15 protein-coding genes are annotated in these 15,217 nt (G+C 29.2%); all 15 read left to right on the plus strand.

From position 1 onward, the window contains the following. Positions 1 to 28 precede the first annotated feature (28 nt). The 15 genes from HYG85_RS21340 to HYG85_RS21410 all read left to right on the plus strand — a co-directional run bounded on the left by HYG85_RS21340 (position 29) and on the right by HYG85_RS21410 (position 15,115). Positions 29 to 1,261 (plus strand): ABC transporter permease, encoded by a 1,233-nt coding sequence (locus HYG85_RS21340; RefSeq protein WP_212691365.1) that lies wholly within the window; start codon positions 29 to 31, stop codon positions 1,259 to 1,261. Continuing rightward, the gene (locus tag HYG85_RS21345) at positions 1,262 to 2,689 is read left to right on the plus strand and encodes a hypothetical protein (protein WP_212691366.1); all 1,428 of its coding nucleotides are present in this window, start codon (positions 1,262 to 1,264) and stop codon (positions 2,687 to 2,689) included. Positions 2,690 to 2,804: 115 nt separating this feature from the next. After that, positions 2,805 to 2,975 carry a hypothetical protein gene (locus HYG85_RS21350; protein WP_212691367.1) on the plus strand — a complete coding sequence of 57 codons (171 nt, stop codon included), beginning with the start codon at positions 2,805 to 2,807 and terminating at the stop codon, positions 2,973 to 2,975. A gap of 185 nt (positions 2,976 to 3,160) precedes the next feature. After that, on the plus strand, positions 3,161 to 3,475 hold the full coding sequence (locus tag HYG85_RS21355) for a hypothetical protein (RefSeq protein WP_212691368.1): 315 nt from the start codon (positions 3,161 to 3,163) through the stop codon (positions 3,473 to 3,475). Positions 3,476 to 3,517: 42 nt separating this feature from the next. Further along, on the plus strand, positions 3,518 to 4,207 hold the full coding sequence (locus HYG85_RS21360) for a TIGR01906 family membrane protein (RefSeq protein ID WP_212691369.1): 690 nt from the start codon (positions 3,518 to 3,520) through the stop codon (positions 4,205 to 4,207). A gap of 32 nt (positions 4,208 to 4,239) precedes the next feature. Next, positions 4,240 to 5,109, plus strand: a complete 870-nt coding sequence (locus HYG85_RS21365) for a DUF2953 domain-containing protein (protein ID WP_212691370.1) — start codon at positions 4,240 to 4,242, stop codon at positions 5,107 to 5,109. Positions 5,110 to 5,146: 37 nt separating this feature from the next. Further along, positions 5,147 to 5,545, plus strand: a complete 399-nt coding sequence (locus HYG85_RS21370) for a GerW family sporulation protein (protein ID WP_113675363.1) — start codon at positions 5,147 to 5,149, stop codon at positions 5,543 to 5,545. Between the two features lie 146 nt (positions 5,546 to 5,691). Continuing rightward, positions 5,692 to 6,522, plus strand: a complete 831-nt coding sequence (locus HYG85_RS21375) for a stalk domain-containing protein (RefSeq protein WP_212691371.1) — start codon at positions 5,692 to 5,694, stop codon at positions 6,520 to 6,522. 98 nt (positions 6,523 to 6,620) lie between these two features. Then, positions 6,621 to 6,854, plus strand: a complete 234-nt coding sequence (locus HYG85_RS21380) for a hypothetical protein (protein WP_113675361.1) — start codon at positions 6,621 to 6,623, stop codon at positions 6,852 to 6,854. After that, positions 6,835 to 7,149, plus strand: coding sequence for a YbjQ family protein (locus HYG85_RS21385; RefSeq protein ID WP_113675360.1), 315 nt, complete (start codon positions 6,835 to 6,837; stop codon positions 7,147 to 7,149). Before HYG85_RS21380 ends, HYG85_RS21385 begins: the two co-directional genes overlap by 20 nt. A gap of 120 nt (positions 7,150 to 7,269) precedes the next feature. Continuing rightward, positions 7,270 to 8,160, plus strand: coding sequence for a damage-control phosphatase ARMT1 family protein (locus tag HYG85_RS21390; protein WP_212691372.1), 891 nt, complete (start codon positions 7,270 to 7,272; stop codon positions 8,158 to 8,160). Between the two features lie 77 nt (positions 8,161 to 8,237). Beyond that, entirely contained in the window at positions 8,238 to 8,696 is a 459-nt protein-coding gene (locus HYG85_RS21395) for a hypothetical protein (RefSeq protein ID WP_212691373.1), read from the plus strand. A gap of 139 nt (positions 8,697 to 8,835) precedes the next feature. After that, the gene (locus tag HYG85_RS21400; protein WP_212691374.1) at positions 8,836 to 9,537 is read left to right on the plus strand and encodes a response regulator transcription factor; all 702 of its coding nucleotides are present in this window, start codon (positions 8,836 to 8,838) and stop codon (positions 9,535 to 9,537) included. A gap of 16 nt (positions 9,538 to 9,553) precedes the next feature. Beyond that, complete coding sequence (locus HYG85_RS21405; protein WP_212691375.1) at positions 9,554 to 10,924, plus strand: sensor histidine kinase; 1,371 nt, start codon at positions 9,554 to 9,556, stop codon at positions 10,922 to 10,924. Between the two features lie 33 nt (positions 10,925 to 10,957). After that, on the plus strand, positions 10,958 to 15,115 hold the full coding sequence (locus tag HYG85_RS21410; RefSeq protein WP_212691376.1) for a non-ribosomal peptide synthetase: 4,158 nt from the start codon (positions 10,958 to 10,960) through the stop codon (positions 15,113 to 15,115). The last annotated feature ends 102 nt before the right edge of the window (positions 15,116 to 15,217 follow it).

Genomic DNA, 15,217 nt, shown 5'->3' on the forward strand with positions numbered 1-15,217 from the left:
GAAATAAAGTATAGAATATGGTGATACTATGAACAGGTTATTTAACATATTGCAAAGCAGATTGAAGTTATTGTTTAAAAGTAAGATGATTATCATATTATTAATTATAATGATAAGCTTATTTGGTATGCTTGTCGGTACCTTATATCATAATGCTGACGAGAGTAGTAGTATACCCGTAGCCGTAGTGGACAAGGATGGTACTGATATGTCTAAGAACATATTGGATAATTTGGATGATGATAAGACTTTGCGTGTTTTCCATAGTACTGAAACTGAAGCAATGGGCAAATTGAAAGATGGACAGATTGAAGCTGTATACATATTAAAAAAAGGTCTTAAAGACAATATTATCAATGAGAAATATGATGAGATTATTGATGTCTATTATATAAGAGGCAGTAATGTTGCAAAATTCGTAGGAGATATATTTGCTGAAAAAGTACTAAGGGATTTATGTCTGACTAAAAGTATAAATCTACTTGAGAGAGCTTTAGAAGAAAATGATTATGATGACAAAGATTCTATTCTAAGAGAAGCTTATGAATATGGGATTTCTATGCAAGATTATAGTAATGACAAGCATTATTATATAAACGTTGAATTTGTTGATAGTGACAAATCCAGTATTGATGCAAATACTTTAGATAATGATTTGATATATAAAAAAATGATTTTAGGTATAATCATTTCTTTTACATCTTTTTTCTTACTATTTGCTTCCATTAGCATTGTCAAAGATAAAGAGAATGGTATGCTGGGAAAAATACAGATAACAAGTACTAATAATGCAACTATCATATTGGGGAATTATCTGAGCCTAGTTGTTTCAGGCAGTATCATAGGAATGATCTTTTCCATAATCAATAGTGTATATGCTGCAGACAATCATCTAAAAATATTTTTTGGTACTTTTATTGCACTGCTAATGTTTGTAATAAGTATATCATCATTGATTATGTTCTTTACTAGTGTAATAGACAAGACTTCTACATTTACGATGATATTCACAATTTTTATACTGATTATGGGAATTGTCAGCGGTAGTTTTTTCAGTATTGATTTGCTTACTGGAGGTATTAAAAGTCTAAGCTATTTAATTCCTAATTATTGGACATTAAATTATCTGACAGATATTATTACTAAAGGATTTGATAGCATTGATTTATTGAAGTACATGGGAATAATGTTAGTGTATACAGTTATAATGATATTAATAACATATTCTATTAATAAATACAGGAGAAAGGTGATAAGATAAATGGAAACAATGAATTTTTCTACCATAAAAAACAATATTAGAACTAATAAGAATCTGGAAAGCACATTAGATCAGTTAGCGGTAAATTATCAGTTTAGACAATATAAAGTAGCTGTTTATGATTTATTATTTAACTGTATTACTTTTCTCGAGATGCTGGATGATGAAAAAAACAATAATAACCTATTAAAAGATAATAGGTCCAAGGAAATAATTGAACCTATTATATCAATATTTGACAACTACAAAAATCTTGAAAGTCTAGTATTTGATAGAGAAGATTTAATGAAAATAAGAAATAAGATTGAGTCAAATATTGAGATACTATCATATTATACAGATGAAGTTGAAACATATGAATATATTTTGAATAGAATAGAAGGTAGATTCATTCAAGACTATTATGATTTAGAGGATGATAGTAGTTTCGCTGGTAATCTTATAAAATTCATCTTTGAAACAGATGAGAATATAGTAATAAATGAAAAGATAAAGTTAGTATTAAGTCAGCTTCCTATAAGAATAACTAAGAATAAATTCCATGAATATATAGAGAATTCACTTGAACTATATAAAGGTGCTTATACCTCAGACTTAAATAATTTTATTGGAATGTTAAAAGGTACTGCAATCCTTGGACAAGAATATAAAGGGTCTAATAGAGACATATGGGAAAGTATAGAGATTCTTAGAAATACGGATTATAAGAATATTGAAAAACCACAATATGATAATGTTGTTGATATCAAAATGGATATAGCAGATAAAATAGAGAAGATTTATTCAGTATATACTTTAGGAGCTAGTATCTTAAACAACTTAATAGAAATCAGTTATTGTGACAGGTTTAGTTCATTTGCTGAAAATGATGATTTAGAGATAGTAGATGAATTATTTCATATAATTAAAATCAAAGGTGAAAAGATTGGTGTTGACGATGAACTTTTCAATTCACTTGAAAGAATTGAAGGTGTTATAGAAACTAATCTGGTTGATATAGAAAAATATGCACCTATAATAGAGACAGCTAATAATAAATATAATAAGGCTATTGAAGAATATGGTTTAGCTGTTTCATATAAAAACATACAAAAACTAGATTATATGTCAGCTACGTCAAGTTATTTTATGAATCCTGAAAAAATGGATATGACAGAGGGTGATGATAGAGTAGATGATTTTACTTTAGCAAAAACCAAGAAGGAATTGATTTCTTGTATTGATGAATATCTAAAGGATAAATCCCAATTGTACAGACGAGCAATCATGTCTCGATTACTATATTATCTGCCAGTGACATTCAAGAAACCACAAGAAATTCACAGTTATATTGTTAATTCATTAGAACAATGTTCTGATTTAAATGAAAAAAATGTTTCTAAGGAGTTATTGAGACAGGTTATAGATGATCTATCGCCTTTAGCATAATTTAAATTAGCTGCATAAAAAAATACTTTTCTAACATAATATTATATTTTTTTATGGGTATAATATTATTATCAACTATGATTGATTAACAATTATACAAGAAAGGTAGACGACAATGGAGCAAAAACAATTTACTAAGTTCTTTGAGAACTATAAACATGCTGATGTAGATAGAAAAATTGAATTATATTGTTCTACACAAGATTTATCAGAAAATCAATATATGCAGCTTCTTAGAGCTTTTCCTGTTAATAAGATACCTAAGCTTGAAAAAGCACTTGGCTAATAAAAGTTATCCTTTCATTAAGCTTACACTTGATGGAAGGATTTTTATTGTACTTTAATACTATTACCTATTAATACCAAAAAAATATTGTATTATAATTTTTTTTTGCTATACTATTAATATAAGTTTATTTTGGTGCATTGATAATGCATCGTATAGAGTTAATAGTTCAAAAGGGTGTTTATATGGAATATGCAGATAACATATATATAAGTAAAGAGATCAATGATAAAAAAACAAATAAAATATTTAAGAAACTAAAAAGAAGAAAACATATTAGGGATGTTTATTTTTTGACGTGTATAGAAGAATCAAAAAATCCTATGGAAATATTATTATCAACTGAATTATATAGATTGGAAGATAAGGGTAATGATATATTAATAATAGGTATTGCTAAGGGCAGGGATAATGCATTTGAATTAGTAAGAGACATATATGATGATGTATACACCAGCTCTTCTACTGTTAACTTAAAATCGTATTTTAAGACAAGCTGATATTATATCACGATAAAAGATAAATAAAGGAATGGGGATTCTATGAAATGCTTGAATATTGGTGTTAGTATTATAATTGGAGTTTTACTATTTTTTGTTTTGTTATTTACTTCAGCAGAAGTTATAGCATATAATATTAATCATTATCAATGGCAGTATGAAAGACATGACATTCCAGAACAAACAAACATGAGTCTCGACGAACTAACTAAAGTTACTAAAAATATGATAGCCTATCTAAAAGACTCTAGAAAAACACTGGATATGAAAGCTGTTATAGATGGGAAAGAACAAGAGGTTTTTGGCGAACGTGAAAAAAGCCACATGGTTGATGTTAAGAAGTTATTTGTTATAGGTACATATATGAGAAACATTAGTTTTATTATACTTGTTATAGCCATTGGTTATATGGTTTTCAGAAATAAGAAGTTGCTTACCATTACATTTTCTATGGTTAAATATGTATTTGCTGTAATAATTATGTTAATATTAATACTAAGTGGTTTATTATTAATTGATTTCAATAAATATTTTACTATATTTCATGAAATATTTTTCTCTAATGATTTATGGTTATTGGATCCTAAGACAGATATTCTAATCAATATAGTGCCAGAAATATTTTTCTTCCAAACAGCTATGATTATATTAGGAATCTTTGTTGTAAGTGTTGTTGTAACACTTGTTATCATTGAAGTAGCAAAGAAAAAATTGATTAGACATTATCATTAAGAATATAAAATAAGGTATACAGGTGGTTAATTATGTTAGCTATATTACTTGGAATATTAAAAATTTTTTTATATATAATATTGTTTATAATACTATTTGTGGTATTATGTATATTAACTATACTGTTTGTGCCAATAAGATATAGTGCCCAAGGTGAAAAATATGATACAATAAAGCTGGATGTGAAAGTTAATTGGTTGCTTCACATCATATCCTTTAAGTATCATATGGATGAAGATACCAAAATGAGCCTAAAAATTTTTGGTAAAGACATTATGGCAGAAAAGAAACATAAAAAGGTAAAAAAAGTTAATAATAAAAAGAGTAGGAAAAAACAAAAGAAAAAAGACATTAGAGTTAAATCAGATAATGAAATAAAAGAAGACAACAATGACAAAGTAAAGTTAGATGACAAGGTTAATCAACAAAGTGAAGAATTAAATAAGAAGAGAGTTAAAAAAAGTAGTAAAAGAAAAGAAAAAAAGACAAAGAAGAAAAAGAATAAAGATAGTAAAGGTAAAGACAAGGTAGCAAGTAAATGGAAACAAATATACAGTACCATAAAAGATTTTATCAAAGATGAAGAAAATCGGGCTGTCATTAAAATGATAAAAGATAAAGTTCTAAAAATGATAAAACACATTTTACCTAAGAAATTCGAGTCTAAGTTGATTATTGGTACTGGTGATCCAGCTTCAACAGGATATGTAGTAGGTGCAGTAAGTATATTATATACTGTTACTGGTAATAAATTAAAGGTTGTCCCTGATTTCAATGAGAAAATATTTCAAGGATGTTTTTATGGAAAAGGGAAAATATATTTAATTGTGCTGCTAAAAAATACATTAAGTATTATTTTAGATAAAAGAGTAAGAAAAATATATAAAACATATAAGGTATAAAAAATAGTATATCTAATGAACTTAAGGAGGAAAATAAATGGAATCAAATTTTAAAAAAACTGTGGAATCATTATTTAATGGAATGGAAAATTTCGTTTCTACAAAAACAGTAGTGGGCGAAGCCATTAATATTGGGAATACTATAATATTACCATTGGTTGATGTTTCATTTGGTGTAGGTGCAGGGGCTTCTGAAGAAGCAAAAGAAAAAACAAAAGGTGTTGGTGGAGGAGCCTTAGGTGCTAAGATTAGTCCAAGTGCTGTTCTAGTAATACAAGATGGTCAAACAAGATTAGTTAATGTTAAAAATCAAGATAGCTTAACTAAAATAATTGACATGGTTCCTAACATAATGGATAAATTTACTGCAAAAAAGAAAGATAATGTGAAGGAAGAAAAAATAACAAAAGAAGAATATCCAGAAGATGAGGAATAATATTTATATTATAAGCCTAATTAAATAATTGCTATAGAGCCAGCAGTATTTAGTTGTATTAGGCTTATTAAATCAAGGAAAATGTATTGAACTTATTGCAATGATATATAGATGTTCAAGTTCAATATATATAGGAGAAAATTCTAATGAAAAAATTATGTAAAACATTAATATGTTTATGTATGAGTTCCATTATTTTATTCAACGTTCCAGTATTAGCGATAGATAAAGTTCCCCCAATATCAGTAAAAGTTAATGATAATTATATTATCATGGATACTGAACCAATCATGATGAATGATACCGTGTATGTACCCCTAAGATCCGTAGCCAATGCTCTAAGTGCAGAGGTTCTATGGGATGGCGATACACATAAGATAACAATCAATGAAGCAGATAATAAGATTGAGTTATCTACAGATTCTAATATTGCAAGTATTAATGGTGAGCAATATGAACTTGAAATTGCACCACCAGTAGTAGATGATAGAACTATGGTTCCTATCAGATTTTTTGCCGAAGGTATGAACTGTACAGTAAATTGGAACAAGAAAGTATATACTGTAGAAATACTTAGAGAAAATCTTGTGGTTCCAGCTACTAGCCTCCTTGACAGAGGTTATACAGACGAAGACTTGATTTTATTAGCCAAGATAATCACTGTTGAGGTTAACTATATAAGCTTTGATGCTAAGATTGCTGTAGCTAATGTTGTCATAAACAGAAAAAATAATCCAGAGTTTCCTAGTACAATAAAAGGCGTTATCTATGACAAGACATATTGTGTACAATTTCCCCCAGCTCACAAAGCTAGTTTTGCAGAGAAAGAACCAACAACAGATTGTATCATTGCGGCTAAAATGGCTTTAGAGGGAGTAAATAACATAGATAAATGTTTGTTTTTCAATCATAGACCTTTCAAATCCAAATCAAAAGACTTTTATAAAAAAATAGATACTGAGTATTTCTATTATTAATATAAGAGGTATAATAAATAGGTGTTATGATGCCTATCAATTAGATATAGTTATAATATGTAAACCCATAACATATTTTTTACAGAGGGGTGGTCAATATGAGTAAGAAGTTTGCACCTATTTTTATAACAGTATTATTATGTCTGATAAATGTGCTCATGTTATATGGCTTTTCATTTAATGCAATCATTTCAGGCATTCTAATAGTTCAAATTATTGGAGTAATATTTGCTATAGGTATAATATGGGTGATTATTGCACTTATAGTAAATCTTATAAGAAGACTAGACGAATTAAAGGAGGAAAATGAAGATGATCTTAGTAAATACTGATTACATCTCAGGAAAACAACTAGAAACACTATCAATCGTCAAAGGTTCCACTATTCAATCTAAACATGTTGGTAAAGATATTATGAGTTCATTTAAAACAATTGTTGGTGGTGAACTTGGTGCTTACAATAAAATGATGAATGAAGCAAGAGCTTTAGCTACAAAACGTATGGTTGAAGAAGCCACAGCTCTAAATGCAGATGGTATAGTTAATATCAGATATGCTTCTAGTGCTATCATGCAAGGCGCTGCTGAAGTTATTGCATATGGAACAGCAGTTAAATTCGTAGAATAATATAAGTCTAGGCATCTTGCCTAGATTTTTCTTATATTATAGGGTAGTCCTTATTTTTAAGCCTATAAAGCATAAGTGTTTGTAAAACAACGAAATTTTAGTAGAAAGGATACGAAAATTATGTACTCACATGTAGATTGTATAGCTTGTATAATTAATAAAGCTAATCAACTGGCTGACAAATATATTGAAGACAAAAAAGAGAAATATAAATTCATGAACAAGGTTCTATTGGAAGTGGCTGATACTGAATATGAAAAAACAGCACCTTACATAAGCACTAAGGTAATGAGAATATTACATAACCTTACAGGGGTTGATGACTTTTATAAAGAAGAGAAGAAACTTTTCAATGAAAAATTATTAGCTATGGAAGATAATATTAAGGCAATGCTTGATGATTCCGACCATAGATTCCTAGATGCTATAAGAATAGCTATGGCTGGTAATATAGTTGATTTTGGAGCTCTTGACAATATTACTATGGAACTTGTTGAAGATATCATCAAAAGAACGATGGATAGTAAGATTGACAAAGAGGTTTATGATAAATTCTATAAGGAATTATCTAATGCAAAAGAAATATTATATCTAGGAGATAATACAGGCGAAATTGTTTTTGATAAAATCTTGATGGAAGAACTTAAAAAAGAATTTCCAGATATAACAATCTATTTTGCAACAAGAGGTAAACCAGCACTTAATGATGCTATTGAAGAAGATGCCTATTTTGTTGGTATAGATAAACATGCTAAAATAATCAATAATGGTACAGATATTCCTGGTACAGATTTAGATGAAGTGTCTGACGATTTCAAAGAGGTATTTTATAATAAAGCAGATATGATTATCTCCAAGGGACAAGGTAATTTTGAGACATTATCTGGTAGCGGTCATAACATTTTCTATTTATTCTTATGTAAATGTGACATGATAACTAAGAGACTCAACATAGATAAGTTATCAGCAATGTTCTTATACGAAAAGGATATCGATAAAACTTTATTTTAGATTTTCTTATTTCTTCATAACTTTTTCATATTGTTATTTTATAATTACAATAACAAATCAAAAAGGAGGAAATATATATGAAAAAAACAAAATTAATCACATTCGGTTTGTTAGGATCACTATTAGTAGGAATGGCAGCATTTGCAGCTACTCCAGCACAAATTTATTCAGAGCTTACTGGAGTGACAGAAGAAGAAGCTTATGAATTAAGACAAGAAGGTAAAACTTTCGGTGAATTAGCTAAGGAAAATGAAGTCTATGATGAATTTGTAGAGAAGATGGTAGACGAAAAAACAGCCTTGATTGAAGAGAAAGTAGAGCAAGGTCAGTTAACTAGAGAAGAAGCTGACGAATTTATAGCAAATCTAAAAGAAAATGCTGGTAATTGTGATCCAAGTAATCCACAGAGATTAGGACAGAAAATTGGTCTAGGCCGTGGAATGGGAAATGGTCGAGGTGCATGTAATGGTACTGGTAATGGCTATGGCAGAGGCAATGGCGGTAGAGGATTAGGCTATGGAAGAGGAGCTAAATAATATACTTAATTCAAAAGATGCAAAAAGCAGCTTATAGCTGCTTTTTTGCATATATAAAGGTAATTTGATAGAATATAATAAAAGTATTATTTATCTATTAACATCCAAAGACTTGATGACTATATGAAAGGGAAAAAAGATGGAAGAAAAAATACTTGTTATAGATGATGAACATGGATTGTTGGAAGTAGTGGAAGCATATCTTAAAAAAGACGGTTATGAGGTTTTTACTGCTGATAATGGAAAAGAAGGATTATCCCTCTATAAAAATATAGCCCCGGATTTTATAATATTAGATTTGATGCTTCCTGATTTATCTGGTGAAAAGATTTGTGAAATAATAAGGGAAGAATCAGATGTACCTATACTAATGCTTACTGCAAAAAGTATGGAAGATGATAAAATAAGAGGGTTAGCACTTGGTGCAGATGATTACTTGACTAAGCCTTTCAGTCCTAGGGAATTGGTTATGAGGGTTAAGGCAATACTTAGACGTACTTATAAAAAAACTAATATTAATAATGATAATATCATATCATTCAATAATAAAGATATAATAATTGATAAAGAAGAGCACATTGTTAAAAAAGCTGGAGATGTACTTAATATTACTCCTAATGAATATGAAATACTATTACTTTTTGTTAGAAATCCAAACAAAGTTTTCACTAGATCTCAAATAATAGATGCAGCACTAGGTTATGAATTTGTAGGCTATGATAGAACTATTGATGCACATATAAAAAACCTCCGTAAAAAACTGGAAGATGATATAAAAAAACCTGGATATCTTTTGACTGTTTATGGTGTAGGTTATAAGTTTAAAGGCAAACAGGACTAGAAATGGGTGTGAGATAATGATAAGTCTCAGTAAGAGAATAATGAAAAATTCTATAGTGATATCATTGATTACAGTAATAGTTATTATCATATTATCTAATATTGGAATAAAATATTATTTTACTGATTACGTATTGGAGCAAAACAAAGTTGATAATGAAGAAATAATAACCTATGTTAATACTAGTATTGAGAATGATGGCATTATTGATAGTAGAGAGCTATCCTATCTGAAACAGCAAGCACATTTTAAGAATGTGGAGATTGTTTTGCAAGATATAGATAGGGAAGTTATATTTGTCAGCAGTATGGGAATGGGTAAAGGCATGGGAATGGGTAACGCTATGCATAAAGAGTCTTTTAAGGAAGACTATACCTATTTGGAGAAACAATTGAGTTATGAAGGTGAAACAATCGGATATCTCAGTATAGGCCATTATAAAAACATTATCACTGCAAAAGAAGATAATGATTTCATATATACGATTAACATATTATATGTAATCTCATTTTTTATAGCTGTGCTGCTTGCTATTTTTTTAAGCTTATTACTTGTAAGAAGACTTACACGTCCTATTATTGAGATAAAGGATAGCACCCATAATATATCAAAAGGCAATTATGAACGTGTAAAATCAATAAAAACTGATACAAAAGAATTAAACGAATTGGCAACTTCTATTGAAGAATTAGCAAGGCAACTCAGTGAACAAGAACAACTGAGAAAAAGACTGAGCAACGATATTTCCCATGAACTTAGAAGTCCTCTGGCAGTACTTAGGAGCCAAATAGAAGCATTGATGGATGGTGTTCTAGAGCCATCACCAGAGAGACTTGCCAAATTGAATGATGAGATTGTGAGAATGACCAAACTAATTAACGACCTCAATGAATTAGTGATAGTTGAGAGTGAGCACCTAAGACTTAATACCAGTAAGGTAAATCTTGAAAATGAGCTGTCAACTATAATTGAAGGATTCATACCACTGATGGATAGTAAAGATATAAAGCTTATGGGTCAATTAGAAAAAGATATATTTATTAATGGAGATAGAGATAGATTGAAACAGATATTCGTAAATCTGCTAACCAATGCTTATAAATATACTAATAGGGGAGGCAGTATAAAAGTTACATTGACAAAAAGCACAGATGAAGCCATAATTAGATTTATTGATTCTGGTATAGGAATCAGAAAAGAAGATTTAACATATGTATTTCAACGATTTTATAGAGGTGATGAATCAAGGAGTAGGAAGACAGGCGGTGCTGGTATAGGATTGTCCATAGTTAAGGAATTGGTGAAAGCACATGGAGGTATAATAACAGTTGACTCTGAACTTGGAAAAGGGTCTACATTTACTATAAAATTCAAGTTAGCCACTTAAAATAATCTTAAGTAATGGGGGAAGAGTATAGATATGTATCCATTATCAAAAGGTAAAAAAGCTATGTGGGATATAGGAAAAATGTATAAATCCTGTATTCCAAGTTTAATAATTGGGGAAATGATTTTCAAAGATAATAACATATCCATTGATAAACTGGATAGGGCTATAAATAAGCTGATTGAATCAGATGATATCATAAGAACATCAATAATAGATGATGACAAAGAGACTATAGAACCTTTTTATTATCATAAGGTTAATATAATAGATTTAGTTGAGAAAGCAAATGAAGAATCAGATAAGATAATACAGAATTACACACAAGAGAAAATAGAAAAGAATAAGCTGTATTCCTTTAGGATTGTTCTATATAACAATGGTAAAACTGGTATTATTATAAAACTTCATCATATTATATCTGATGCTTGGACAATGGTACTGATAGGAAGTAGAATCAATTATTATTATAGAAATGATAAAACAACCACCCTGGATAAAGGAATTTCTTATACAGAATATTTAACTAGAGATAATAGATACCTGATTTCTTATAGATATTTACAAGATGAAAATTATTGGAAAGATAAAATAAGTGATTTTGATGATTCAGCCATAAAATTAAATAATGACTGTATTGGTACAGTTGAAGATATAAAAGCCAGAAGAAAAAGTATTAAGATTAATGAAGAACATATAAAACAATACTGTAAGAATAACTCTATAAGTTTGTTTGCATTTCATGTTGCTGTTCTAGCCATTTATATGGCAAGAATGAATCATAAGGATAAAGTAATAATTGGTACACCAGTATTAGGCAGAGAAGGAAGAGAAAAATTTTCACTAGGTTACTATGTCAATATGGTTCCACTAAAAATCAATATCAACATGGAGTGGACTTTCTATGAATTATTAAAGGAAGTCAAAAAAGAGATCTTCAATACACTCAAACATTCAAAGTATCCTTATATAAAGATACGTGAAGCCTTTACAGCTGAATTCGGAACCAACAAGAAAATTTTTGATACTGTATTATCTTATCAAAATGCTAAAAATGTTGATTATAAGGATTACAATACTAATTGGATATTCAATCAATGTGCCATGGATGGATTAGAAATAAATATCAGCAATAGAGATAGTGAACCTAGCATTACATATGAAATAGACTATCAAATCAATAAATACACAGATAACAATATTGACCAGATTCTTTCTCATATGGATGTTATTATTAAAGATGTTATAGGCAACCATAGTAAAAAACTGAGAGAATTAGATATAATGCCAGATAAAGAAAAAAACATTCTACTTAATGAATTCAATGATACAGAGACAGTGTATGATGATACAAAAGCACTCCATGAGTTGTTTTATGGACAGGTAAAAAAAATACCTAATAAGAATGCAGTAATATATAAAGAGGAATCTATGACCTATAGAGAGCTTAATGAAAAATCCAATTCATTAGCAAGCGTTCTACAGAATGAAGGTGTCAGAAGAAATACTATAGTAGGAGTTATTGCAGAGCCATCAATCGAAATGATTATAGGTATTCTTGCAATTTTAAAGGCTGGTGGAACCTATCTTCCACTAGATATTAATCAGCCAGCAAATAGAATAATTGATACAATTAAAAATTGTAATGTAAATAAAATAATAGTTCATACAAAAAAAGATATAGCCGATATTTTGAATGTTGTAGAACAGGTTATTCCAATAGCAGGACAGCTTAATAATTCAACTGATAATATAGATAACGTTAATGAAGTAGATGACTTGGCTTATATATTGCATACATCTGGTTCAACAGGTAGACCAAAAGGAATTATGACGACCCATAAAAATGTTGTGGGTTATGTAAATACATTACTAAAAGAAATTAATATAGAAGGTAAGGTTGTGCTTCAACAATCATCTTATACATTTGATCTATTTACTGAAGAAGTTTTTCCAACACTTGTTTCAGGTGGGACATTAGTGATTGTGGAACGAGAAACGGTTACTAACATTGAAAGGTTAATAAGTGTAATAAGGGATAATGAAGTACAAATTATCAGTAGTGTACCATCATTAGTAGCTATGCTCAATAAACATATGATTATTCCTGAATCCCTTGAAATCATTATTAGTGGGGGAGATGTACTTAAAAATAATCATGTTGATAATCTGATAAAAAAAGATATTGATATATATAATTCCTATGGACCTACCGAAACAACAGTATGTGCTACCTATAACAAATGTAATAAGGGTAATGTTTCATTAATCGGTTCACCTATAAGTAATTATAAAGTTTATATCATGGATAGATATGAAAATTTAATGCCCATAGGATATGAAGGAGAAATAGTAATTGGTGGTATAGGTGTTTCTAAAGGTTATTATAATGATAGTAGTCTTACTGAAAAGAAATTCATCAAATCACCATTCAATGAAAGTGATATTCTATATAAATCAGGTGATAAAGGAAGATACCTCGTAGATGGTAATATAGAATATAAAGGGAGATTAGACCGTCAGGTTAAAATATTAGGAAACAGAATTGAATTGGATGAAATAGAAAACAAAATCAATCAAGTGACAGGGGTAAAAAGCAGTGTAATGACTTGCGTAAAAACGAAAGATACAAAGCAATTAGTTTGTTATTATATTTCATCAACAATAGAAGACAACACACTTAGAGACATACTTAAAAAATCATTACCAGCTTACATGATACCTAATCAGATAATTAGATTAGAGACATTTCCATTAACGGTGAATGGTAAAATAGATATGGAGAAACTAAATAAGAATAAATCAACTAATAAGGTTTATGTTAAGCCAAAAACCAGTTTAGAGAAACAATTAGTATCTTTATATGAAAAAGTATTGAATATAAAAAGAGCAGGAGTGACTGATGATTTTTTTGAATTAGGTGGTGACTCTCTAAAAGCAATGGAATTAATTGTAGAAGCAGATAAATTAGGAATAGGATTAGAGATAAAAGATGTCTATAATTATCCTACCATAAGGAAAATTACTCAAAAAGATTCAGAATTGGATTTTTGGAAATATGAAAACACAATAGATATTATCCCCAATAAAATTAAAAGAAAGAAATCGGGAGATATATTAATTACAGGTGCAACAGGATGGTTAGGCATCCATATAGTAAATGATTTATTAAAAGAGACGAAAGATAATATATATTGTATTGTTCGAGGAAATAATACGGAAGAAAAAATGGAAAAGGTATTTGCTTACTATTTTCCAAATATGACACATGAAGAAAAACAAAGAATCAAGATTCTAAGAGGAGATATTACATTAGATAGACTAGGACTAAGTGACAAAGACTATAATATCATAAAAGATAAGATTAAAACGATTATCCATGCTGCAGCTTATGTTAAATATCATGGTAAATCAGATATCTTACGTAATATTAATGTAACAGGTACCCGAAATATCATTCACATGACAAAAATGCTGAATGCAGAACTTTATCATATGTCTACAATATCTATAAGTGGTAAATATATGCTGCAACACCATAAGGTAAAAGGTAGCTTTACAGAGAAAGATTTGTATATAGGACAGCGTTTTTCTGAGAACGAGTATATATTTAGTAAGTTCCTTGCAGAGAGTGAAATCATAAAAGAGATAGAAAACGGATTAGATGCTTCTATCATGAGAGTAGGCAATCTGACTCAACGTACAAGTGATGGCAAATTTCAAAGGAATATAGAAGACAATGGATTCTATGGCAGACTAAGAGAATTACTCATATTGAAAAAGATGCCAAAGGAGTTATTGAATCAAAAAGTTGAGATGACACCAGTTGACCAATGTAGTGATGCAATAGTTAAAATTATTAAGAGTGAACCAGAGTATACTGGAATCTATCACGTATATAACCCTAATAAAGTTGGTGTTATATCTATTTTGCATATCATTGAAAAAATGGGGTATAAGATATTACCAGTATCTATGGATAATATTACTACTCTTATATCTCATAGCAAAGAAAAGCTGAAACATTTATTAAGTATAAGGAATAAAAATGCACATGTCAGTAAAAATATAGCAGTTGATAATTATCTGACAACCAATTATTTGGAGAATTTAGGATTTACTTGGGATAAGATAGATGAAGATTATTTGAGAGCATTCATTAAGAATATAGAACTAAGAGATAGTTTGTAGTCAATACAGAAAGAGTGATAACAGTGAGACAAATCCTATTATTGGAAGACGACGAAAGTATAGTGATGACTCTTCAAAACTATTCAGTATTGAAGAGTCATC

This window comes from Vallitalea guaymasensis (genome assembly GCF_018141425.1).
In the GTDB taxonomy this organism is placed as follows: domain Bacteria; phylum Bacillota; class Clostridia; order Lachnospirales; family Vallitaleaceae; genus Vallitalea; species Vallitalea guaymasensis.